23 protein-coding genes and 1 pseudogene are annotated in these 23,299 nt (G+C 62.2%); 8 read left to right on the top strand and 16 right to left on the bottom strand.

Annotated elements, in window-relative coordinates; genetic code table 11:
* The first annotated feature begins 142 nt into the window (after positions 1-142).
* The 5 genes from leuS to BM382_RS29625 all read left to right on the top strand — a co-directional run bounded on the left by leuS (position 143) and on the right by BM382_RS29625 (position 6,182).
* The gene (leuS, locus tag BM382_RS29645; RefSeq protein ID WP_072444931.1) at positions 143-2,749 is read left to right on the top strand and encodes a leucine--tRNA ligase; all 2,607 of its coding nucleotides are present in this window, start codon (positions 143-145) and stop codon (positions 2,747-2,749) included.
* Positions 2,750-2,838: 89 nt separating this feature from the next.
* On the top strand, positions 2,839-3,444 hold the full coding sequence (gene lptE / locus BM382_RS29640; protein WP_011063658.1) for an LPS-assembly lipoprotein LptE: 606 nt from the start codon (positions 2,839-2,841) through the stop codon (positions 3,442-3,444).
* A 40-nt stretch (positions 3,445-3,484) separates the two neighbouring features.
* Complete coding sequence (gene holA / locus BM382_RS29635; RefSeq protein WP_011063659.1) at positions 3,485-4,522, top strand: DNA polymerase III subunit delta; 1,038 nt, start codon at positions 3,485-3,487, stop codon at positions 4,520-4,522.
* A 112-nt stretch (positions 4,523-4,634) separates the two neighbouring features.
* Positions 4,635-4,796 carry an alternative ribosome rescue factor ArfA gene (arfA, locus tag BM382_RS29630; RefSeq protein WP_015637164.1) on the top strand — a complete coding sequence of 54 codons (162 nt, stop codon included), beginning with the start codon at positions 4,635-4,637 and terminating at the stop codon, positions 4,794-4,796.
* A gap of 63 nt (positions 4,797-4,859) precedes the next feature.
* The gene (locus tag BM382_RS29625; RefSeq protein ID WP_019096029.1) at positions 4,860-6,182 is read left to right on the top strand and encodes a lytic murein transglycosylase; all 1,323 of its coding nucleotides are present in this window, start codon (positions 4,860-4,862) and stop codon (positions 6,180-6,182) included.
* Positions 6,183-6,229: 47 nt separating this feature from the next.
* Here BM382_RS29625 and BM382_RS29620 read toward each other — a convergent pair whose 3' ends face one another.
* From BM382_RS29620 to BM382_RS29560, 13 genes and pseudogenes are all read right to left on the bottom strand, one after another.
* On the bottom strand, positions 6,230-7,177 hold the full coding sequence (locus BM382_RS29620) for a S66 peptidase family protein (protein ID WP_011063662.1): 948 nt from the start codon (positions 7,175-7,177) through the stop codon (positions 6,230-6,232).
* Between the two features lie 151 nt (positions 7,178-7,328).
* Entirely contained in the window at positions 7,329-8,351 is a 1,023-nt protein-coding gene (lipA, locus tag BM382_RS29615; RefSeq protein WP_011063663.1) for a lipoyl synthase, read from the bottom strand.
* 1 nt (position 8,352) lies between these two features.
* Positions 8,353-9,000, bottom strand: coding sequence for a lipoyl(octanoyl) transferase LipB (lipB, locus tag BM382_RS29610; RefSeq protein WP_011063664.1), 648 nt, complete (start codon positions 8,998-9,000; stop codon positions 8,353-8,355).
* Positions 9,000-9,275 (bottom strand): DUF493 domain-containing protein, encoded by a 276-nt coding sequence (locus tag BM382_RS29605; RefSeq protein WP_011063665.1) that lies wholly within the window; start codon positions 9,273-9,275, stop codon positions 9,000-9,002. Before BM382_RS29605 ends, lipB begins: the two co-directional genes overlap by 1 nt.
* An 81-nt stretch (positions 9,276-9,356) precedes the next feature.
* Positions 9,357-10,514 carry a D-alanyl-D-alanine carboxypeptidase family protein gene (locus BM382_RS29600; protein WP_011063666.1) on the bottom strand — a complete coding sequence of 386 codons (1,158 nt, stop codon included), beginning with the start codon at positions 10,512-10,514 and terminating at the stop codon, positions 9,357-9,359.
* 186 nt (positions 10,515-10,700) lie between these two features.
* The gene (locus BM382_RS29595; RefSeq protein WP_011063667.1) at positions 10,701-11,699 is read right to left on the bottom strand and encodes a septal ring lytic transglycosylase RlpA family protein; all 999 of its coding nucleotides are present in this window, start codon (positions 11,697-11,699) and stop codon (positions 10,701-10,703) included.
* Positions 11,699-12,709 (bottom strand): lytic murein transglycosylase B, encoded by a 1,011-nt coding sequence (gene mltB, locus BM382_RS29590; RefSeq protein WP_072444929.1) that lies wholly within the window; start codon positions 12,707-12,709, stop codon positions 11,699-11,701. Before mltB ends, BM382_RS29595 begins: the two co-directional genes overlap by 1 nt.
* Positions 12,710-12,726: 17 nt before the next feature.
* Positions 12,727-13,830, bottom strand: coding sequence for a rod shape-determining protein RodA (rodA, locus tag BM382_RS29585; RefSeq protein WP_015637169.1), 1,104 nt, complete (start codon positions 13,828-13,830; stop codon positions 12,727-12,729).
* 31 nt (positions 13,831-13,861) lie between these two features.
* A complete protein-coding gene (gene mrdA / locus BM382_RS29580; protein ID WP_011063670.1) occupies positions 13,862-15,757 on the bottom strand; it encodes a penicillin-binding protein 2 in 1,896 nt (631 codons plus the stop codon).
* 12 nt (positions 15,758-15,769) lie between these two features.
* Complete coding sequence (rlmH, locus tag BM382_RS29575) at positions 15,770-16,237, bottom strand: 23S rRNA (pseudouridine(1915)-N(3))-methyltransferase RlmH (protein ID WP_011063671.1); 468 nt, start codon at positions 16,235-16,237, stop codon at positions 15,770-15,772.
* Positions 16,238-16,246: 9 nt separating this feature from the next.
* A pseudogene (rsfS, locus tag BM382_RS29570) lies at positions 16,247-16,654 on the bottom strand (ribosome silencing factor); the annotation flags it as partial.
* Between the two features lie 75 nt (positions 16,655-16,729).
* Positions 16,730-17,374 carry a nicotinate-nucleotide adenylyltransferase gene (gene nadD / locus BM382_RS29565; protein WP_011063673.1) on the bottom strand — a complete coding sequence of 215 codons (645 nt, stop codon included), beginning with the start codon at positions 17,372-17,374 and terminating at the stop codon, positions 16,730-16,732.
* Positions 17,374-18,639: a glutamate-5-semialdehyde dehydrogenase gene (locus BM382_RS29560; RefSeq protein ID WP_011063674.1), complete on the bottom strand. Its 1,266-nt coding sequence runs from the start codon at positions 18,637-18,639 to the stop codon at positions 17,374-17,376. The genes nadD and BM382_RS29560 overlap by 1 nt, the downstream gene beginning before the upstream one ends.
* A gap of 176 nt (positions 18,640-18,815) precedes the next feature.
* Here BM382_RS29560 and BM382_RS29555 point away from each other — a divergent pair, with 176 nt between their 5' ends.
* Positions 18,816-19,502 (top strand): DNA-3-methyladenine glycosylase, encoded by a 687-nt coding sequence (locus tag BM382_RS29555; RefSeq protein ID WP_072444927.1) that lies wholly within the window; start codon positions 18,816-18,818, stop codon positions 19,500-19,502.
* Positions 19,503-19,547: 45 nt separating this feature from the next.
* A complete protein-coding gene (locus tag BM382_RS29550) occupies positions 19,548-20,864 on the top strand; it encodes a bifunctional DedA family/phosphatase PAP2 family protein (RefSeq protein WP_019094180.1) in 1,317 nt (438 codons plus the stop codon).
* Positions 20,865-20,904: 40 nt separating this feature from the next.
* Here BM382_RS29550 and BM382_RS29545 read toward each other — a convergent pair whose 3' ends face one another.
* The 3 genes from BM382_RS29545 to BM382_RS29535 are packed head-to-tail and all read right to left on the bottom strand — an operon-like array spanning position 20,905 to position 22,581.
* Positions 20,905-21,495 (bottom strand): LON peptidase substrate-binding domain-containing protein, encoded by a 591-nt coding sequence (locus BM382_RS29545; RefSeq protein ID WP_015637174.1) that lies wholly within the window; start codon positions 21,493-21,495, stop codon positions 20,905-20,907.
* A 10-nt stretch (positions 21,496-21,505) separates the two neighbouring features.
* A complete protein-coding gene (locus tag BM382_RS29540; RefSeq protein WP_072444925.1) occupies positions 21,506-22,222 on the bottom strand; it encodes an LrgB family protein in 717 nt (238 codons plus the stop codon).
* Complete coding sequence (locus BM382_RS29535) at positions 22,219-22,581, bottom strand: CidA/LrgA family protein (protein ID WP_011063679.1); 363 nt, start codon at positions 22,579-22,581, stop codon at positions 22,219-22,221. Before BM382_RS29535 ends, BM382_RS29540 begins: the two co-directional genes overlap by 4 nt.
* 178 nt (positions 22,582-22,759) lie before the next feature.
* Between BM382_RS29535 and BM382_RS29530 the strand changes: the two genes are divergently transcribed.
* A complete protein-coding gene (locus tag BM382_RS29530; protein ID WP_011063680.1) occupies positions 22,760-23,215 on the top strand; it encodes a MaoC family dehydratase in 456 nt (151 codons plus the stop codon).
* The last annotated feature ends 84 nt before the right edge of the window (positions 23,216-23,299 follow it).

The following is a 23,299-nucleotide window of genomic DNA, read 5'->3' as shown; positions in this document are numbered from 1 at the left end:
GTGCGGTCATGTATGCTACGGCGCTTCCTGTAACTCCACTTCCAGCTCCATCGGGCACTGAAAAACGCCGCATTTGGCGTCATCGCCACCCGAAGTTGCGTTGAAGAGGATTAGGCCACCCCTATTCAGTACAAAAGTAGCCATGCACGAACACTATCAGCCCCGTGAAATCGAAGCCGCCGCCCAGTCGTTCTGGGACGAGCAAAAGTCCTTTGAAGTCAGTGAACAGCCAGGCAAGGAAACTTACTACTGCCTATCGATGTTCCCTTACCCCAGCGGCAAGCTACACATGGGGCACGTGCGCAACTACACCATCGGCGACGTGATCTCCCGCTACCAGCGCATGCAAGGCAAGAACGTTCTGCAACCCATGGGTTGGGACGCCTTCGGCATGCCGGCGGAAAACGCCGCGATGAAAAACAACGTGGCTCCCGCCAAGTGGACCTACGAAAACATCGCCTACATGAAGACCCAGCTGCGCAGCCTGGGCCTGGCGGTGGACTGGTCCCGCGAGGTCACCACCTGCAAGCCGGACTACTACCGCTGGGAACAGTGGCTGTTCACCCGTCTGTTCGAAAAAGGCGTGATCTACCGCAAGAACGGCACCGTGAACTGGGACCCCATCGACCAGACCGTGCTGGCCAACGAACAGGTGATCGACGGCCGCGGCTGGCGTTCCGGCGCGCTGATCGAAAAGCGCGAAATTCCGATGTACTACTTCAAGATCACCGCCTACGCGGATGAACTGCTGGAGAGCCTCGACGAACTGCCGGGCTGGCCCGAGCAGGTCAAGACCATGCAACGCAACTGGATCGGCAAGTCCCGTGGCATGGAAGTGCAATTTCCCTACGACCAGGCCTCCATCGGCGAAGCCGGGACCCTGAAAGTCTTCACCACCCGTCCAGACACCCTGATGGGCGCGACCTACGTTGCCGTGGCAGCCGAGCACCCGCTGGCCACCCTGGCAGCAAAGGACAACCCCGAACTGCAGGCCTTCATCGCCGAATGCAAGGGTGGCAGCGTCGCCGAAGCCGACATGGCGACCCAGGAAAAGAAAGGCCTGCCGACTTCGCTGTTCGTCGAGCACCCGTTGACCGGTGAAAAACTCCCGGTCTGGGTCGCCAACTACGTGCTCATGCACTACGGCGACGGCGCAGTCATGGCGGTACCGGCCCACGATGAGCGCGACTTCGAGTTCGCCACCAAGTACAACCTGCCGATCAAGGCCGTGGTACGCACCAGCGCTGGCGATGAAACTCCGGCGCCCTGGCAGGACGCTTACGGCGAGCATGGCGAGCTGATCAACTCCGGCGAGTTCAACGGCCTGGACTTCCCTGGCGCGTTCGATGCCATCGAAGTGGCGCTGCTGAAGAAGAACCTCGGCCAATCGCGCACCCAGTTCCGCCTGCGGGACTGGGGCATCAGCCGCCAGCGCTACTGGGGCTGCCCGATCCCGATCATCCACTGCGACAGCTGCGGCGATGTACCCGTCCCGCAAGAGCAGTTGCCGGTGGTATTGCCGGAAGACGTGGTTCCCGATGGCGCCGGTTCGCCACTGGCGCGCATGCCCGAGTTCTACGAGTGCAGCTGCCCGAAATGTGGAGCACCTGCCAAGCGTGAAACCGACACCATGGACACCTTCGTCGAGTCCTCGTGGTACTACGCCCGTTACGCCTCGCCGCACTATGAAGGCGGCCTGGTAGATCCGGCCGCGGCCAACCACTGGTTGCCGGTGGATCAGTACATCGGCGGTATCGAACACGCCATCCTGCACCTGCTCTACGCGCGTTTCTTCCACAAGCTGATGCGTGACGAAGGCCTGGTGAGTTCCAACGAGCCGTTCAAGAACCTGCTCACCCAGGGCATGGTGATTGCCGAGACCTACTACCGTCGCGAAGCCAATGGCAGCTACACCTGGTACAACCCGGCGGATGTCGAGCTGGAGCGTGACAGCAAGGCCAAGATCATTGGCGCCAAACTCATCTCCGACGGCCTGCCGGTGGAGATCGGTGGCACCGAGAAGATGGCCAAGTCGAAGAACAATGGCGTCGACCCGCAATCGATGATCGAACAATATGGCGCCGATACTTGCCGCCTGTTCATGATGTTCGCCTCGCCGCCCGACATGAGCCTGGAATGGTCCGACTCTGGCGTTGAAGGTGCGCACCGCTTCCTCAAGCGCGTCTGGCGCCTGGCCCAGGCCCACGTCAGCCAGGGGCTGCCGGGGGCTCTGGATATAGCGACCCTGAGCGACGAACAGAAAGCCATTCGCCGTGCAATCCACCTGGCCATCAAGCAGGCCAGCCAGGACGTAGGCCAGCATCACAAATTCAACACCGCCATCGCCCAGGTGATGACTCTGATGAACGTCCTGGAAAAAGCGCCGCAAGGCAGCGAACAGGACCGTGCACTGCTGCAGGAAGGCTTGCAGACCGTAGCCCTGTTGCTCGCCCCGATCACTCCACACATCAGCCATGAGCTGTGGGGCCAACTGGGTCAAAGCGGCGCGATCATCGATGCCGGCTGGCCAGCATTGGACGAAAGCGCGCTGGTGCAGGACAGCCTGCAACTGGTGATCCAGGTCAACGGCAAACTGCGTGGCCAGATCGAGATGCCAGCCAGCGCCAGCCGTGAAGAAGTCGAAGCGGCCGCTCGCAGCAACGAGAACGTACTGCGCTTCACCGAAGGTCTTACGATTCGCAAGGTCATCGTGGTGCCGGGCAAACTGGTCAACATCGTCGCCAGCTAATTGGATCAGGCGCCCGGTCCGGGATCGGGCGCCGAATAAAACCTCCAGGGCCACAAGGTTGGCCCATCTGGTTTCAAGGGGAGCAATACATGATCAAACGTAATCTGCTGGTGATGGGCCTGGCCGTGCTGCTGAGCGCCTGTGGCTTCCAGCTGCGCGGCACTGGAACCCAGGAGCTGTCCATCAAGGAACTGGACCTGAGCGCCCGGGACGCCTATGGCACCACCATCAAGATGCTCAAGCAACAGCTGGAAAGCAGCGGTGTGCGAGTCCATGCCGGCGCACCTTACAAGCTGGTGCTGCTGAGCGAGGAGAACTCCCAGCGTACCCTCAGCTACACCGGCGGTGGCAACTCGGCCGAGTACGAGATCGGCACCACCCTCAGGTATGAGATCCTGACTCACGACAACCTGCACCTGCTGGACGACAAACTGGAAGTGCAGAAAGTCTTCCTGCACGACGGCAACAACATCACCGGTTCCGACCAGGAGTCTTCCGAGACCCGCAAGGAAATGCGTCGCGACCTGATCCAGCGCATGCTGATCCGCCTGCAATTGCTGACCCCGGAACAGCTTGCCCAACTGCAGGCGACCGCCGAAGCCAAGGCCAAGGCAGAAGCCGACGCCCTGGAAGCCGCACGCAAGGCTGAGGCGGAAACACCGCAACAGTCCCCTATGGAACTGCCGAACCAGTAAGCCACGCGGGGCGTTCCGGCGCCCCCCCTGGCACCCGCCTATGAAACTCGCCCCTGCCCAACTCGGCAAACACCTGCAAGGCACTCTCGCGCCGATCTACGTGATAAGCGGCGATGATCCCCTGCTTTGCCAGGAAGCCGCCGACGCCATTCGCTCTGCCGTACGCCAGCAGGGGTTCGATGAGCGCCAGGTATTCAGCGCCGACGCCAGCTTCGACTGGGGCACCCTGCTGCAAGCAGGCGCCAGCATGTCGCTGTTCGCCGAAAAACGCCTGCTGGAATTGCGCCTGCCCTCGGGCAAGCCCGGTGACAAGGGCGCAGCAGCGCTGATCGAATACTGTTCGCGGCCTGCCGAAGACACGGTGCTGTTGATCAGCCTGCCCAAACTCGATGGCAGCGCGCAGAAAACCAAATGGGGCAAGGCGCTGGTCGAGGGTGCCCAGACTCAGTTCGTACAGATCTGGCCGGTGGATGCCAACCAGCTGCCGCAGTGGATTCGCCAGCGCCTGTCCCAGGCCGGCTTGTCCGCCAGCCAGGATGCCGTCGAATTGATCGCCGCCCGGGTCGAAGGCAACCTGCTGGCTGCCGCCCAGGAAATCGAGAAGCTCAAGCTGATGGCCGAGGGCGGCCAGATCACCGTCGAAACGGTCCAGGCGGCGGTGGCCGACAGTGCCCGCTTCGACGTATTCGGCCTGGTGGACGCCATCCTCAATGGTGAAGCGGCCCATGCCCTGCGCATGCTGGAAGGCTTGCGCGGCGAAGGCGTGGAACCACCGGTGATTCTCTGGGCACTGTCCCGGGAACTGCGCCTGCTGGCCAACCTGGCCCTGCAGTTCAGCCAGGGCGTGCCATTGGACAAGGTCTTCAGCCAGGCTCGCCCGCCCGTCTGGGACAAACGCAAACCCCTGATGAGCAAAGCCCTGCAGCGCTACTCCGCACAACGCTGGGGCCAACTGCTGCTCGATGCCCAGCGCATTGATGCGCAGATCAAGGGACAGGCCAGTGGCTCGCCCTGGAGCAGCCTGAGCCGCTTATCGCTGCTGATGGCCGGCCAGCGCCTGGCGCTTGCGGCCGAGTAAAGCTGCCACCCCGTCACGCTTACAATTTTCTGCATCCATGATGCTGGACAGCGGCCCGACTCTGGCCGATGATCTGCGCCGCAACACCTCCCTCCCAAAGTGAGTATTGAGCATGAGCAAGCCATCCAAGCATGGCCCCAACAAGGCCAAATCCATCGTCGCCCAGCCACTGTTCCGCAGCCGTCAGGAACGCCCGGCCAAGGGCAAAGGCAGCTACCGCCGCGAAGCCTTCCAGTCTAAAAGCTGGGAGGCTTCTTACTTTCTGGCTGCCTGAAGCCCAGAACCCCGCCGGCATGATAAGGTCTGCACCTGATTGTTATTCTCTCTGGACCCGTGCATGCCCTTTTGTCTTTCCCGTCGTTGGCACATGCGCCAACTGATCGCTGCCTCCAGCCTTATTCTGCTAGTCGCCTGCGCGGAAAAACCCACCGCCGCCGACGCCCAGCCACTGCCCAGCCTCCAGCCAGCCCCTCTTGCCGCACCTGCCACTGTCGCGCCCCTGACCGTCGACAACCTGGATATCCAGCCCACCCAGACCTTTGACCAATGGTTGAACGCCTTCCGTGCCGAAGCCTTGGGCGCCGGTATCCGTGCCGAAGTATTTGATCGCGCCTTTGCCGGCGTGACCCCGGACATGAGCGTGATCAAGGCCGACCGCAGCCAGCCCGAGTTCAGCCGCCCAGTATGGGAATACCTGGAGGGGGCGCTGTCCCCGGTACGGGTACGCAAGGGCCAGGCACTGCTGGTGCAGTACAGCGACATCCTGCAACGGATCGAACAGCGCTACGGCGTCGACCGCCAGGCATTGGTGGCGGTGTGGGGCATGGAAAGCAATTTCGGCGACTTCCAGGGCAACAAATCGGTCATTCGCTCCCTGGCCACCCTGGCCTATGAAGGTCGGCGCCCGGCGTTTGCCAACAGCCAATTGATCGCTGCGCTGCAGATCATCCAGCATGGCGATATACAGCCCGAGAAAATGCTCGGCTCCTGGGCCGGAGCCATGGGCCAGACCCAGTTCATTCCCACCACCTACAACACCCACGCCGTGGACTTCGACGGCGATGGCCGCCGGGATATCTGGAACAGCCCGGCCGATGCACTGGCCTCCACCGCGCACTATCTGCAGAGTTCCGGCTGGCAGCAGGGACAGCCCTGGGGTCTTGAAGTACAGCTCAACAGTGGTTTCGACTACGCCCTGGCCGACGCCTCCACCCGCAAGAGTGTGGGCGAATGGATGCGCCTGGGCATGACTCCTGCCAATGGCAAGGCCCTGCCTTACGGCTCGGAACATCTGTCAGCCTCACTGCTCTTGCCAGCGGGTTACCGCGGCCCGGCGTTCCTGATCCTGGACAACTTCCGGGCAGTGCTCAAATACAACAACTCCTCGTCCTATGCCCTGGCGGTGAACCTGCTCTCCGAACGCTTCGGCGGAGCCGGCCAGATCAGCGGCAGCTGGCCCAAGGACGACCTGCCCCTGAGCCGCTCCGAGCGCATCGAGCTACAGACACTGCTCAGTGCCAACAGCTATGACGCCGGCAATCCCGATGGCATCATCGGCGCCAACACCCGCAAGGCCATTCGCAATGCCCAACAGGCACTGGGCTGGCCCGCGGATGGCTATCCGACCCACAAGCTGCTGGAAAGCCTGCGCAATCGTTAGGAGCCGGTCCGGCGCAGGGGAAACACTCCCCCTCGCCGGCCCTGCGATTACTTGAAGACAACATCCTGCGCCAGGGTCAGTTCCCTGGCTCCCGCATCCAGCCTGACCAACGCGCCCATGGGCAAGGTCAGGTTGGGGTCGCAGTGACCACTGCGCCATCCCGCCAGCACCGGAATCCGCAGCGGTTCGAAGGTCTGCTTGAGCAAAGCGCACAACGCCGCAAAATCCACACCGGCCACATCCCCCACCAATACCCCACGCAGATTTTCCAGCTTGCCGGCCAGGCGCAGGTGATTGAGCAGGCGATCTATGCGGTACAGCGGCTCATTGACATCCTCGATAAACAGGATGATGCCGTCGGTATTGATCTCATACGGGGTACCCAGGGTACTGGCGATCAGCGACAGGTTCCCGCCCAGCAGGGAGCCCAGCGCAATGCCCGGCTCGATGGTGGTCAAGGGGAAGGCCACGGGATGGGGCAGCAGGCTGCCAGCCCGGGCCTGGCCTCGAAGCAGATTGAAAAAGGAGGCCTCGGTGGGCGCCTGCTTGTCGCCCAGCAGGTCGGCGTTGAGCATCGGCCCGTGAAAGCTCACAAAGCCGGCATAACGGTTGATCGCCAGGTGCAGGGCGGTGATATCGCTGTAGCCGACAAAGGGCTTGGGATTGCGCCGCAACAGATCGAAATCGATCTTGTCCAGCAGGCGGGGGCTGCCGTAGCCGCCACGCAGGCACAGAATGGCGTCTATGTCCGTGTCGGCGAAAGCCTCATGCAGGTCCTTGAGGCGCGCTTCGTCGCTACCGGCCAGGTACCCCTCCTGCAACCCGACACCCGGGAAGATCCGTAGGCTGTATCCCCTGGAGCGCATCCATTGGTGGGCTTTTTCAGTATCCAGCGCTGCGGGACCGGCAGGTGCAATAAGGCCGATAACGCCTTCTGCGGCCAGCGCCGGCACCGGCAGGTGGGCGTTCAGCGCAGCAGTCGGTTGGATAGGCATGCAGATTCTCCCTGTGTGAATTCACTCAAGCACAGTAGCCATGAATGGTGTCAAACAGAAGAGGCGGGATTTAAAAAGCGGCGGGCGCTGCGAAAGTGCTCGAAAGAGCCGGGGAACTGCCCGCAAGACGTGCGCCTTGCGGGCAGGCAGATCAGGAAACCAGGCCTGCCTTGGCCAGTTTCGCTTGTTCGTCGGCATGGTACGAAGAACGTACCAGCGGGCCGGAAGCAACGTTCTTGAACCCCATCCGATAACCTTCCTCGGCGAACCAGGCGAAGGTGTCAGGGTGCACGAAGCGCTGGACCGGCAGGTGGTTGCGCGACGGTTGCAGGTACTGGCCAAGGGTCAGCATGTCGATGTCGTGCTCGCGCATGCGCTTCATGACCTCGATGACTTCGTCATCGGTTTCACCCAGGCCCAGCATCAGCCCGGACTTGGTCGGCACATGCGGCACCAGTTGCTTGAATTTCTGCAGCAGGGTCAGCGACCACTGGTAGTCCGAGCCAGGACGGGCGGCCTTGTACAGGCGCGGCACGGTTTCCAGGTTGTGGTTGAACACGTCCGGCGGCGTGGCGGCGGTGATTTCCAGAGCAACATCCATGCGGCCACGGTAGTCGGGAACCAGGGTTTCCAACTGCACGTTCGGCGACAACTTGCGGATTTCACGGATGCAGTCGGCAAAGTGCTGGGCACCGCCGTCACGCAGGTCATCGCGGTCCACCGAGGTGATCACCACGTATTTCAGGCGCAGATCGGCGATGGCCACCGCCAGGTTCATCGGCTCGTCGACATCCAGAGGCTTCGGACGGCCATGACCAACGTCACAGAAGGGGCAGCGACGGGTGCAGATGTCGCCCATGATCATGAAGGTCGCGGTGCCGCCGGAGAAGCACTCGCCCAGGTTCGGGCAGGACGCCTCTTCGCAGACGCTGTGCAGCTTGTGCTTGCGCAGCAGCTGCTTGATCCGATCGACTTCCGGGGAGACGGGGATGCGTACGCGAATCCAGTCCGGTTTCTTCGGCAGTTCGGTAGTCGGAATGATCTTCACCGGAATGCGCGCGACCTTTTCCGCACCGCGCAATTTGACGCCGGTTTCAACTTTCGGACGGGCCGCTCGCTCGGAGATATCCAGCGTCGGGATCAGGGTTTGAACAGCGTCTTGCGCAGTAGTCATATCAGTCGATTCCGCCCGTTAGGGTCGTCTGCTCAGCATAGTCGAGGTGTTTGACGAGCTGCGCACGCAGCCGGGCACTTACCTCGGCAAATTCAATCGGCCCTGCATGGTCGCTCAGCTGGGTCATCGCCAACCCGGCATAACCACAGGGGTTAATCCGTCGAAACGGCTGCAAATCCATGTCCACGTTCAAGGCCAGACCGTGAAAAGAGCATCCGTGACGGATACGCAGGCCCAGGGAGGCGATTTTCGCCCCATTGACGTAGACGCCCGGTGCATCGGGCTTGGCCGCCGCCGGCACGCCGTAGCTGGCCAGCAGCTCGATCAGGCAGTGCTCCATGCGGTTGACCAGGTCCCGCACACCGAAACCTAATCGGCGCACATCCAGCAGCAGGTAGGCCACCAGCTGGCCAGGGCCGTGATAGGTCACCTGGCCGCCGCGGTCCACCTGCACCACGGGGATATCCCCCGGGAGCAACAGGTGCTCGGCCTTGCCGGCCTGGCCCTGGGTGAATACCGGTGGATGCTGCACCAGCCAGACTTCATCCGGTGCATCGGTACCGCGTTCATTGGTAAAGCGCTGCATCGCTTGCCAGACCGGCTCGTAAGCCATCTGGCCAAGCTCACGAAAGCCCAGCGTCTGTGGCATCACAGCACCATGTGGACGACACCGGTAGCACGCAGGGCACTATTGATATCACGCAATTGGTCTTCACCGGTGGCGGTGATGTGCAGTTGTACGGTGGTGTACTTGCCGTTGCTGCTTTGACGCTCGGCCAGGGACTTGATGTCCAGCTTGGCGTACTTGGCAAGGATCTCGATCACGGTGTCCTTGAAGCCGACAACCGTGTCACCGATCACCTTGATCGGATAGTCATCGACGGGAAACTCAATCTTGTGCGACTTAACGTCAGTGTCTGTCATGGCAGTAACGGCCTCGTATAGCCGGACGACGGACATGGCCCCCGCTCCACTGGGGAACGAGGGCCACGCAGGTCGACAATATCAGTTGAACAAGCCGTAGAAGAATAGACGGATGCTATCCCACATGCGACGGAAGATACCACCTTCGTCGACCGCTTCCAGGGCGATCAGATCAGCGCTGTGCACCACCTTGTCGTCCAGTTTCACTTCGACTTTACCAATCACGTCGCCCTTGGCGATCGGCGCGATCAGTTGCGGGTTCATGGTCATGCTGGCGGCGAGCTTTTTCAACTGGCCTTTAGGCATAGTCATGGTCAGGTCTTCGGCCAGACCGGCTTTGACCTGATGAGTGGTGCCCTTCCAGACCTGGGCCTGGGCCAGCTCGGTGCCCTTCTGGTAGAAGGTCTGGGTTTCGAAGAAACGGAAACCGTAAGTCAGCAGCTTCTGGGTTTCAGCAGCACGAGCCTGTTCGCTGTTGGTACCGAACACCACGGCGATCAGGCGCATGCCATCACGCACCGCCGAGGACACCATGCAGTAGCCGGCTTCGTCGGTATGGCCGGTCTTCAGGCCATCAACGGTCTTGTCGCGCCACAGCAGCAGGTTGCGGTTGGGTTGCTTGATGCCGTTCCAGAAGAACTCCTTCTGCGAGTAGATCGCGTAGTGCGCAGGGTCTTCATGGATGATCGCGCGAGCCAGCACCGCCATGTCATGGGCCGACGAGTAATGCTCTGGGTTCGGCAGGCCGGTAGGGTTCATGAAGTGGCTGTTGCTCATGCCCAGGTCGGTTGCCGTCTTGTTCATCATGTCGGCGAACGCGTCTTCGCTACCGGCGATATGCTCGGAAACCGCGACGCTGGCGTCGTTGCCCGACTGGATGATGATGCCGTGCAGCAGGTCGCTGACGGTGACTTGCGAACCCACCTTGATGAACATCCGCGAGCCGCCGGTACGCCAGGCGTTCTCGCTGACGGTCACCGGATCGTTCTCGCCGATCTGGCCGCGACGGATTTCCAGGGTCGCGATGTAGGCGGTCATCAGCTTGGTCAGACTGGCCGGCGGCAGGCGCTGGTCACCATTGTTCTCCACCAGCACGTTACCGCTGCTGGCGTCCATGAGCACATAGGATTTGGCGGCCAGTTGCGGTGGCGACGGCATCGCTTCGACCGCCCAGGCGGCGGGCGTGATGATCAGCGGGACAAGCAGGCACAGGCGTTTGGCAAAGGTGGTGATGTTCATCCGTCTCTCGAAGTTGCTAATGGAAACTTGCCCTTGCGGGCAAAACTATTTCAGACAGCCTTCTAAAGGGCTGTCGCGTGTGCAGTTGTTCACTCACTGACCCTTGCCGGGCTTTTGTTGTTCGACGAGCCAACAACCAGGACCCACCCCCCAATACCGCAAGCGGATCTTCAATCTTCAGTATTCTTACTCGGCAGAGACCACGCTGGCCTGCCCAAGGTTCGCCAGGCGTACGCTGTTCTGCGCTTGCTGGGCCTCACCCGGCGTGCCGAATGGCCCCAGGCGGACCCGATGCAGCGTCTGTTGATTGCGGACGATCGAGCTGATGAACACCGGGGCGCTCACCATGCCACTCAATTTCGACCTCAACAGCTCGGCAGCGTCAGGGTTGGCGAAGGCGCCCACCTGCAGATACTGGCCAGAAGCTGCTGCCGTGTTTTTCACTTGTACGGGAACCACAGCCGCCGCGTGCTGCTGGGGCGGCGGGGTCCATTGTTCGACAGTGCCGGCCGAGGCCGTAACCACCGGCGCGCTATTCTGCGCCACTTGCGGCTCGTTGAGCATCAGCGGCGCCGGACGGCCACGCTGAGCCCACCATTGCTGCGGATCGATGCCCTCGACCTTGACCCGGGCGGTGCCGGTCTCGGCATAGCCGAGCTTCTTGGCCGCGGCGTAGGAAAGGTCGATGATCCGGTCGGAATAGAACGGCCCACGGTCGTTGACCCGCAGGATCACGCTGCGATTGTTGTCCAGGTTGGTGACCTTCACGTAACTGGGCAACGGCAGGGTCTTGTGCGCGGCACTCATGCCGTACAGGTCATAGACCTCGCCATTGGCGGTGTTCTGGCCGTGGAACTTGGTGCCATACCAGGACGCCGTGCCGGAGGCCACGTAGTTCTTCGATTCCTGGATGGGGAAATAGGTCTTGCCCAGTACCGTGTAGGGGTTGGCCTTGTAGGGGCCGGTATGCAGGGTCGGGGTCGCATCGGGGATGCGCGAAACGTCGACATCCCACCACGGCGCGCCATCCTTGTGGGCGCGGTTGACGTCCAGGCCCGGCATGGAACGCACAGCGGTGGAAGATTTCTGCTGCGGCGAGCGACTCGTCGAGCAACTGACCACCAGCAAGGACAACGCGGCAAAAGCCACCAGCTTCAGGGGTTTGCGAATTGGCATTGCCAGCATTACTTGACGCCCCGTGCTTGGATCAGCTGTTCAGACAACTGATGTACGGCCATGGCGTACATCACGCTGCGGTTATAGCGAGTGATCGCGTAAAAATTCTTCAGGCCCATCCAGTATTCCGGGCCATTGTCACCTTCCAGACGGAAAGCGGTGACCGGCATATCATCGCGCAGCGCATCATGACTCGACCAGCCCAGGGCCCGCAACTCCCCGACGGTTTTCGTCGGTTCGATCCCGGTGGTCAAGCCTTCATCTACCCGATCGCCACGCACATCGGCGCGACTGACCACCGGTTCGCCGGCCACCCAGCCGTGGCGTTTGAAATAGCTGGCCACACTGCCGATGGCATCATCGGGGTTGGTCCAGATATTGATGTGGCCGTCACCGTCGAAGTCCACCGCATAAGCCCGAAAGCTGCTGGGCATGAACTGTGGTAGGCCCATGGCTCCGGCGTAGGAACCCTTGAGGCTCAATGGATCGACCTGCTCCTCACGCGCCAGCAACAGGAACTCGCGCAGTTCCTTGCGGAAGAACTCGGCACGGGGCGGATAATCGAACCCCAGGGTGGACAATGCGTCGATCACCCGGTAATTCCCGGTATTTCGACCGAAAAAGGTTTCAACGCCGATGATCGAGACAATTACCTGGGCCGGTACGCCATATTCCTGCTCGGCGCGGGCCAGCACCGCTTCATGCTGGCGCCAGAAATCCACACCGCGGGCAATGCGCGCGTCGGTGATGAACATCGGCCGGTATTCCTTCCACTGCTTGACCCGCTCGGCGGGCCGCGAAATGGCGTCAAGAATCGACTGCTTGCGCTCGGCCTCGCGGAACACAGCCATCAGCTGTTCCCCGGCAAAACCATAGTCCCGAGTCATTTCGCCCACGAATTCGGCCACCTGGGGCGAACCTTCGTAATCACCGGCGAACGCGGGCTGCGCTGCACCAAGGATGCTTACCAGACCGACCCACGGCGCCTGCCGAGCGGCCCAGCCACGCATTGCTTGCATTGAATTCTTCACCTTAATCAAACCTGCGCGATCCACTTGCGATGGGTATGGATCGACATCAAAACCCCAAACGCTGACAGTAGCGTCACCAGCGAAGTTCCTCCGTAGCTAATGAACGGCAACGGCACCCCTACGACCGGCAACAAGCCACTGACCATACCGATGTTGACGAAAACGTAAACAAAAAACGTCATGGTCAGGCTGCCCGCGAGCAATTTGCCAAACAGTGTCTGGGCCTGGGCGGTGATCACCAGCCCGCGCCCGATCAGCAGCAGGTAGATCAGCAGCAGCGCACAGATGCCCACCAGGCCGAACTCCTCGCCCATGACAGCGATAATGAAGTCGGTGTGGCTCTCCGGCAAAAAGTCCAGGTGCGACTGGGTGCCCAGCAGCCAGCCCTTGCCGAACACCCCACCGGAGCCGATGGCGGCCTTGGACTGGATGATGTTCCAGCCGGTGCCCAGCGGATCGCTCTCCGGGTCGAGGAAAGTCAGGATCCGCTGCTTCTGGTAGTCGTGCATGATGAAGAACCACATGGCGATGGCCACGGGAACCGCAGCCGCCAGCACGCTGAGGATCCAGCGCCAGCGCAGGCCGCCCATGAACAGCACGAAGGTGCCGCCGGCCAGGATCAGCAAGGCCGTACCCAGGTCAGGCTGGCGCACGATCAGGATGAACGGAATGCCAATCAGCACCAGGCTGATCCCCACATGCTTGAGATGGGGTGGCAGGGTGCGCTTGGACAGGTACCAGGCGATGGTCGCCGGCATGATGATCTTCATGAACTCCGACGGCTGGAAGCGGATCACCCCGGGGATGTTGATCCAGCGGGTCGCCCCCATGGCGTTGTGGCCCATGACATCTACCACCACCAGCAGCACCACGCCGAACACGTAGCCCAGCGGCACCCAGCGGGCCATGAAGCGCGGCTCGAACTGGGCGATGACGATCATCGACACCAGGCCGATACCGAATGAAGTGGCCTGCTTGGCCAGCAGGTCCCAACTCTTGCCGCTGGCGGAATACAGCACGAACAGGCTACCGGCAGCCAGGGTCAGCAGCAGCACCAGCAGCGGGCCATCGATATGCAGGCGCTGCAACAGCGTCGCGCGACGACGCATCACATCCTCACTGGAGAGGATGCGGTCAAAATTACTCTTCACGGGCCGTAGCCTCCGCGCTGATAGGGCTGGCGAACTCGGGCTTGAGCTGGCCGTCCTGGCCGAGAAGCCAGGCATCCATCACCTGACGCACTACCGGTGCCGCGACGCCGGAGCCCGACTCACCGTTCTCGACCATGACCGAGACCACGATCTTGGGGTTTTCCGCCGGCGCGAAGCCGACGAACAAGGCGTGGTCACGATGCCGTTCCTGGACCTTGGAGCGGTCGTACTTCTCGCCCTGCTTGATCGCCACCACCTGGGCGGTACCACTCTTGCCGGCAATCCGGTACGGCGAACCGGCCGCAGCCTTGCGCGCGGTGCCCCGGGCACCGTGCATCACCTGCTGCATGCCATGGTTGACCTTCGTCCAGTCCGAGGGGTCACGCAGGACAATGTCCGGCATCGGGTTGTGATCCACCGGCTTCTCGCCCTCGATGCTTTTGGCCAGGTGCGGCCGGTTCCACTTGCCCTTGCTGGCGACCAGGGCGGTGGCCTGGGCCAGTTGCAACGGCGTGGACTGCATGTAGCCCTGGCCGATCCCGAGAATCAGGGTCTCCCCCGGGAACCAGGCCTGGCGCCGGGTGGCGCGCTTCCATTCGCGGGTCGGCATCAAGCCCGGCGACTCCTCGAACATGTCCAAAGAGACCTTCTGGCCGATACCGAACTTGCTCATGTAGGCGGACAGCCGGTCGATCCCCAGCTTGTGGGCCAGGTCGTAGAAATAGGTGTCGTTGGACCGCATGATCGCGGTATCCAGGTCGACATAACCGTCACCGGTACGGTTCCAGTTGCGGTACTTGTGGTCGTAGTTGGGCAACTGGTAGTAGCCCGGGTCGTAGACCCGGGTCGAAGCCGTGACCACGCCGGCATCCAGCCCGGCAATGGCCACCGCCGGCTTGATGGTCGAACCCGGCGGATAGAGGCCCCGCAGCACCCGGTTGAACAGCGGCCGGTCGATGGAATCGCGCAGCTCGGCATAGGCCTTGAAGCTGATGCCGGTGACGAACAGGTTGGGGTCGAAGCTCGGCTGGCTGACCATCGCCAGCACTTCACCGGTACTCGGATCCAGGGCTACCACCGCGCCACGGCGCCCGCCCAGGGCCAGTTCCGCGGCTTCCTGCAACTTGATGTCCAGGCTCAGGACAATGTCCTTGCCGGGAATCGGGTCGGTGCGCTTGAGCACCCGCAGCACCCGGCCACGGGCGTTGGTCTCGACCTCTTCGTAACCCACCTGGCCGTGCAGCTCAGGCTCGTAGAAGCGCTCGATGCCGGTCTTGCCGATATGGTGGGTGCCGCTGTAGTTCACCGGATCGAGGGACTTGAGCTCTTTCTCGTTGATCCGCCCCATATAGCCCACGGAGTGCGCAAAATGCGCGCCCTGGGGGTAATGCCGGACCAGCTGGGCCACCACTTCCACACCGGGCAGGCGGAACTGGTTCACCGCGATCCGGGCGATCTGCTCTTCCGTCAGCTCGAACAGGATCGGCACCGGCTCGAAAGGCCGACGCCCCTGCTTCATGCGCTTTTCAAACAGCACCCGGTCTTCCGGAGTCAGCTCCAGCACCTCGACGATCACGTCGAGCACCTGCTGCCAGTCGCCGGAACGCTCGCGGGTCATGCTCAGGCTGAAGCTGGGCCGGTTGTCCGCCACCACCACGCCATTGCGGTCGAAAATCAACCCGCGAGTCGGTGGAATCGGCTGCACGTGGACCCGGTTGTTCTCCGAAAGGGTGGAGTGATAGTCGTACTGGATCACCTGCAGGTAATACAGCCGGGCAATCAGCACACCGATCAGGCAAACCACCATGATGGCGCCGAACACGACACGGCCACGCACCAGACGGGCGTCTTTTTCGTGGTCCTTGATGCGGATCGGCTGGGACATGAGGGGCGCGGGCTACTTGTGGTAAGGGTGCCCGGACAGCACGGTCCAGGCGCGATACAGCTGTTCACCGATGAGAATCCGCACCAGCGGGTGCGGCAAGGTCAGCGGCGACAGCGACCAGCGCTGATCCGCCCGCGCACAGACCTCCGGCGCCAGCCCTTCCGGGCCGCCGACCATGAAATTCACGGTGCGCGAATCGAGACGCCAGCGATCCAGTTCCACCGCCAGTTGCTCGGTGCTCCAGGGTTTGCCATGCACCTCGAGGGTGACGATGCGCTCGTTATGCCCGACCTTGGCCAGCATGGCCTCGCCCTCCTGACGGATGAAGCGAGCCACGTCGGCGTTCTTGCCCCGGGTATTGAGCGGAATTTCCACCAGTTCCAACGCCAGCTCGGATGGCAGACGCTTGGCATACTCGTGCCAACCCTCTTCCACCCACTTGGGCATGCGTGAACCGACAGCGATCAGACGCAGGCGCACAGCCGTCCCTTATTGCTGGTCTTTGTTGAGCTTGGTGAAGTGCTCGTGGCCATGCTCCGGGCTGTGGTGCTTGCCATCGGCCGCGCGGCTCTGCTCGGCGCCCTGCCACAGACGCTCCAGGTCGTAGAACTGGCGGGCCGAGGCGGTCATCATGTGCACGATCACGTCGTCCAGGTCCAGCAGCACCCAGTCACTGTCGCCCTTGCCTTCTTCACCCAATGGGCGCACGCCCTGGGCCTTGACCATTTCACGGACCTTTTCCAGCATCGCGCCGATCTGGCGGTTGGAGGTACCGGTAGCGATGATCATGTAGTCAGTGATGCTCTGCTTGTCGCGAACATCGATCACCAGGACGTCCTGGGCCTTGACGTCTTCCAGCGCGGCGACAGCCACCTTGACCAGATCTTCGCCTTTCATTACTTGGTTAGTCATATAAAACTCGTTTAGCTCGTATGTTTGGAACGCCGCTCAGCACAGGCCGGCAGCGCTCCTTCAGTTCGGCGCACGGTAAAGCCCGTGTGCATCGATATAGGCCAGGACCGCGTCAGGCACCAGGAAACGTACCGACTTACCGCTGGCCAGCAGTTGACGGATCTGGGTGGCGGACACCGCAAGCGGCGTCTGCCAGACGAATGCAATGTGTCCCCCAGGCCCTTGCAGGGCCAAAGGGTCGCTCACCGAACGCGCTGCCAGCAGGTTGCGCAAGGCATCCGGCGGTTCGCTGTCGGCATCCGGGCGTTGCAGCACCAGGATGTGGCAATGCTGGAGTAACTCTTCCCAACGATGCCAGGTGGGCAGGCCGCAAAACGCGTCCCAGCCCAGTAACAGAAACAACTGGTCATCTGCGGCCAGCTCGGCCCGCATCTGTTCCAGGGTGTCGATGGTGTAGGACGGCTTGTCCCGTTTCAGCTCACGGTCGTCCACCACCAGGGGTGAAACGCCCGCCACCGCACACTCGACCATCGCCAGACGATCGAGAGCCGACACCTGCGGTGTATCCCGATGGGGCGGCCTGGCACTGGGTACCAGGCGCAGCTCATCGAGTTGCATGGATTCCGCCACCTCCAGCGCGCCACGCAAGTGGCCGATATGCACTGGATCGAAGGTGCCGCCCAGCAGACCGATACGTTTGCCCATCAAGTACGCACGTGACCGTCGCCAAAGACTACGTACTTCTCGCTGGTCAGCCCTTCCAGCCCAACCGGGCCACGGGCGTGCAGCTTGTCGGTGGAAATGCCGATCTCCGCGCCCAGGCCGTACTCGAAGCCGTCGGCAAAGCGCGTCGAGGCATTGACCATGACCGAACTGGAATCCACTTCGTTAAGGAAGCGCCGGGCGTCACTGAAGTTTTCGGTGACGATCGAGTCGGTGTGGTGCGAGCCATAGGTATTGATGTGCTCGATGGCCTGCTCCAGGTTGTCCAGCACGCGGATCGAGAGGATCGGCGCGGTGTACTCGGTGCGCCAGTCTTCTTCGGTTGCCTCCAACACACCGGCACCGAGGAGTGCGCGGGTTTGCGCACAACCACGCAGCTCGACGCCCTTGTCGCGGTAGATCGCGGCCAATGGCGGCAATACGCGCTCGGCAATGGCGGAGTGAACCAGCAGGGTTTCCATGGTGTTGCACGGTGCATAGCGCTGGGTCTTGGCGTTGTCGGCAATGCGAATGGCCTTGTCCAGGTCCGCCGCGACATCGATATACACGTGGCAGACGCCGTCCAGGTGCTTGATCACCGGCACCTTGGCGTCACGGCTGACCCGCTCGATCAGGCTCTTGCCGCCACGGGGCACGATCACATCGACGAACTCGGGCATGGTGATCAGCGCTCCAACCGCAGCGCGGTCGGTGGTTTCCACTACCTGCACCACGTGAGGCGGCAGGTCGGCCGCCGCCAGGCCCTGCTGAATGCAGGTGGCGATGGCGCGGTTGGAATGGATCGCCTCGGAACCGCCGCGCAGGATGGTGGCGTTGCCCGACTTCAGGCACAGGCTGGCCGCATCGATGGTCACGTTCGGGCGCGACTCGTAGATGATGCCGATCACCCCCAGTGGCACGCGCATCTTGCCCACCTGGATGCCCGACGGCAGGTAGCGCATGTCGCGGATTTCACCGATGGGGTCAGGCAGCTTGGCCACCTGACGCAGGCCTTCGATCATTTCGTCGATACGCGCCGGGGTCAGCGCCAGGCGATCCAGCAGAGCCGGCTCCAGACCATTGGCCCGGCCGTTGGCCAGGTCCTGCTCGTTGGCCGCAGTCAGTTCCGGTCGTGCCGCGTCCAACGCATCGGCAGCCGCCAGCAGCGCACGATTCTTTTGCGCGGTGGTGGCACGGGCGATCACCCGGGAAGCCTGGCGGGCAGCGCGACCCAGGCGGGTCATGTAGTCAAGAACGGACTCAGTCATGGTCTGGTGTGGTCTTGGCAAAGAGGAAAGCGGCTGATTATAGCTGTCGCGCCGGCCCACGGACAGCGGTCACGGGCGGATGGTCGAAATGGAGTGCAAATACCCGGCGTTCAGCCTGAATTAAGCCTGGAGTTGTTACCATTGCGTCACCTTTTCCGCCATAACCCTTCGCCACCATGTCCATTCTGACCTCTGCAAAACTGCCAAAAGCCCTGCCGGACGGCTTTTTCGACCGTGATGCCGAGCTTTTGGCCCGCGAACTGTTGGGCAAAGTCATCCGCCATAAAGTCGGCGATCTGTGGCTGTCCGCGCGCATTATCGAAACCGAAGCCTATTACTGCGAGGAAAAAGGCAGCCACGCCTCCCTCGGCTACACAGAAAAGCGTAAGGCTTTGTTTCTGGACGGCGGCCACATCTATATGTACTACGCCCGCGGCGGCGACTCCCTGAACTTCAGCGCCCGGGGCCCTGGCAATGCCGTACTGATCAAGTCCGCCTATCCCTGGGTCGATGAAGTCTCCGGCCCTGCCAGCCTGGCGCAGATGCTGCTGAACAATCCGGACGCCAGTGGCCGGCCGCGCCCCGCGCAAAAGCTCTGCGCCGGCCAGACCCTGCTGTGCAAGGCCCTGGGCCTGAAGGTTCCGGTCTGGGATGCGAAACGCTTCGATCACGAGATTCTCTTCGTCGAAGATGTGGGTGCCGCCGTGCCACACATCCTCCAGGCCACCCGCCTGGGCATCCCCCATGGGCGTGACGAACACCTGATGTATCGCTTTGTCGATGCCGCCTACGCCCCCTACTGCACGCGCAACCCTTTGCGTCGCGGCCAGGTCGAAGGGCGCGACTACCTGGTGCTCGGCTGACGCCACCGTCCCACCTCAGCAAAAAACAACAACGGAGTTGAATTTATGGGCCCATGGCTCGACAGCGTGACCGCCTGGCTAACCAGCAACCCCCAATGGCTGGCAGCCGCAGTGTTCATCGTGGCCTGCATGGAATGCCTGGCGATCGTGGGCCTGATCGTGCCGGGCACGGTCCTGCTGTTCGCGATTGCGGTACTGGCCGGCAATGGCGCCCTGTCACTGGGGGAAACCCTGCTCCTGGGTGCTGCCGGCGGATTGCTGGGGGACGTGATGTCCTATCTGCTGGGACGGCATTTCCACCAAGGCATTCGCCGCTTGCCCGGCCTTCGTCATCACCCTGAATGGATCAGCGGTGCGGAAACCTACTTCCAGCGCTATGGCATCGCCAGCCTGCTGGTGGGCCGCTTCATCGGCCCGCTACGACCGATGCTGCCGATGGTGGCCGGAATGTTCGACATGCCGTTCCCACGCTTCCTCGCCGTCAGCCTGCTGGCGGCGGCGGGCTGGTCGCTGGCCTATCTGCTGCCGGGCTGGGCCACTGGCGCGGCGATTCGCCTGCCCCTGCCCGAAGGCTTCTGGCCCCAGGCGGGCATCGTCATTGGCAGCCTGGTGGTGCTTGTCGGCCTGAGCGTCAACAGCAGCCTGCGGCGCCATCGCCGGGCAACCCTGTTGATGTCCGGCCTGAGCCTGCTGATTCTGGCAGGGCTGTTCATCGGCTATCCGTACCTGACGCAGTTCGACCAGGGCCTGATCGCCCTGGTACAGGAGCACCGGGACCCAGCTCTGGACAAGATCATGGTCATGGTCACCCAGATCGGCGAGTTCCGCGCCATGTTCATCCTCAGCGCAGTGCTGACCCTGCTGCTCCTGGCCCTGCGCCAATGGCGCCAGGCCGCGTTCGCCGGAGCGACCCTGCTGTGTACTGCCCTGGCCAACACCGGCAGCAAATGGTTCTTCGCACGGGTACGCCCTGAAGTGCTGAGCGAGCCTCTCACCAGTTTCAGCATGCCCAGCGGTCACTCTTCCGGCTCCTTCGCCCTGTTCTTGACCCTGGCAGTTCTGGCCGGCCGTGGCCAGCCACCCCGCATGCGCCTGACCTGGCTGTTGCTGGGCTGCCTGCCGGCGGCTGCCATTGCCTTGTCGCGGGTCTACCTGGGGGCCCATTGGCCAACCGACATTCTCGCCGGCGCCATGCTCGCGGCCTGTGTCTGCGCCGCCAGCCTGACCCTGAGCCAATGGCAAGGCCCGCTCAAGCCGATGCCGGCCAGGGCCTGGTGGCTGCTACTGCCGGTCATGCTGTTGATGTGCGGATACATGGCGACACGGCACTTGCCTCACGCCCTGCTGCGGTACGCCTATTAAAAGCGCCAGAGGCAAGCTGGCCGCCACTACAGGCTGCGGCTCAGGCGAAGAGTTCGCCTTGCAGCTCGTCCAGCAACTGCTGGATGGCATCCAGACGCTGCTGCGGGTCATCCAGTTGCAGCAGGTCGATCTTGTCCTGTTCGGAAAAAGGCAGCAGGTAGGCCAACTGATTGGCCAGTGACAGCTGCCCCGTAGCCTCGACCCCCATATCCAGGGCCTCGACCATCGGATGTTCGGCCAAGGCCTTGAGCAGCGCAATCAGGTCCGCATCCTCATCCTGCAACGGCTGTTCGGGGGCCTCTTCCAGCCATTGCACCCGGGCCACCGTCAGTTGGTCTTTCTGCACTTCGCTTTGCAGAATGCGAAAACGCCGACCGCCCCTGACCCTGATTCCCAGCAGCCCGTTGTCCTGCTGGTGGAAGTCGGTGATCAAGGCTTCACAGCCAATTTGCGCATAGCCCTGGGCGGCCGTCCCGACCTCCTCCCCTTCAAGGATGCACACCACCCCAAACCCGCTGCCCTGCTTCATGCAGCGCCCGATCATGTCGAGATAACGCGCCTCGAAAATCTGCAGATCGAGAATGCAATCGGGAAACAGCACGGTATTCAGAGGAAAAAGCGCCAGGTTCATACTTCCTTCCTTAAACCAGCAACGACACCGCCAACGGCAGCAACACTGCCGTGGCCACGCCCATCAGACTCATCGCCAGCGCCGCAAAGGCGCCGCACTCCTCACTTTCCTGCAAGGCCACCGAGGTGCCCACTGCGTGGGCGGTCATGCCCAGGGCCATGCCTCGCGCTTCCGGGCCATGCACCCCCAAACGGTTGAGCAGCCCCGGGCCAAATATCGCTCCGATCACTCCGGTAATCAGCACGAAGACCGCCGCCAACGCCGCCACGCCACCAATCTGCTCGGCCACCAGCATGGCAATGGGCGAGGTCACCGATTTGGGCGCCATGGTCATTAGGATCATGTGCTCGGCACCAAACCACCATCCCAGCAGTACGCCCAGACTGGTAGCCACGACGCCGCCCACCACCAGCGTAGCCAATATCGGCCAGAACAATTGGCGGATCCGTCGCAGGTTGAGGTACAGCGGCACCGCCAGGGCTACCGTCGCCGGGCCCAGCAGAATGCTCAGGATTTCGGTGCTCTTGCGGTACTCGGCATAGCTCAGGCCGCAGCCGAGCAGCACGCCGATCACCAGTAGCATGGACACCAGCACCGGCTGCAGGAACATCCAGCGGGTCTTCTCGAACGCCGCCAGCACCAGTTGATAGGCACCCAGTGTGATGCCGATGCCAAACAGCGGGTGATGGATCACCGCGCCCCAGGCCCCCTGCCAATCGAAGATCATTGACTGTCCTCCTGCCGGCCCTGGCGCTTGACCAGGCGCTGCATCAGCACGCCGACAAAGGCCATCGAGATCACCAGGGACAACACCAGCGCGCCGGTAATGGCCCAGAAGTCCGCGGCGATGTCCCGGGCATAGACCATGACCCCCACCGCAGGCGGCACCAGCAGCAGCGGCAGGTAACGCAGCAGGCTGCCAGCCGCGAGATTCAGCGGCTCGCCCACTTCACCGCGCACCACCAGGAAAACCAGCAGCAGTAACAGGCCGATGATGGGCCCGGGAAGCACGGGCAACAGCAGGTGATTGAGCGCCGTTCCGAGCAATTGGAACAGCACCAGCCATGTCAAACCGCGTAACAACATACCGCCTCTCCAGCCAGATCCCGTCGCGCATTATAAGCACGCAGGTGCTATGAACCGGCATTCGCCAAAAGCATGGATGTTTACCGGGAAGGATCGCCATGATGATCTAAAGTGGAAGTTTCAGAGCGCACCACACAACGTCGAATACTAATAAATCGTTGATCCAAGGAGAGTCTCAATGCCCCATGTTCCTGTTGCAGAGCTCAAAGATTATGTCGGGAAGGAACTCGGACGTTCCCCATGGCTCACCATCGACCAGGAGCGCATCAACCTCTTCGCCGAGGCGACCGGTGACTTCCAGTTCATCCACGTGGATCCGGTCAAGGCCGCACAGACCCCGTTCGGCAGCACCATTGCCCACGGTTTCCTGACCCTGTCGCTGATCCCCAAACTGATGGAAGACATCCTCGTGCTGCCCCAGGGCCTGAAGATGGTGGTCAACTACGGCCTGGACAGCGTGCGTTTCATCCAGCCGGTGCCGGTCAATTCCAAGGTGCGGCTCAAGGTCGACCTGACTGACGTCACCGAAAAGAAACCCGGTCAGTGGCTGCTCAAGGCGACCGCCACCCTGGAAATCGACGGCCAGGAAAAACCGGCCTATATCGCCGAACCGCTGTCGCTCTGCTTCGTCTGAAATCCCTCCGATGCGAAACAGCTCACGCTGTTTCGCTCAACCTCTCTATATATAAGACACACCGCTGCGGCATACTCGGTCCCC

Source organism: Pseudomonas sp. NFPP25 (genome assembly GCF_900116505.1).
Taxonomy (GTDB): Bacteria; Pseudomonadota; Gammaproteobacteria; order Pseudomonadales; family Pseudomonadaceae; genus Aquipseudomonas; species Aquipseudomonas protegens.
Note: the sequence above shows the minus strand (reverse complement) of the source record. Positions and strands in the feature narration are given on the sequence as shown.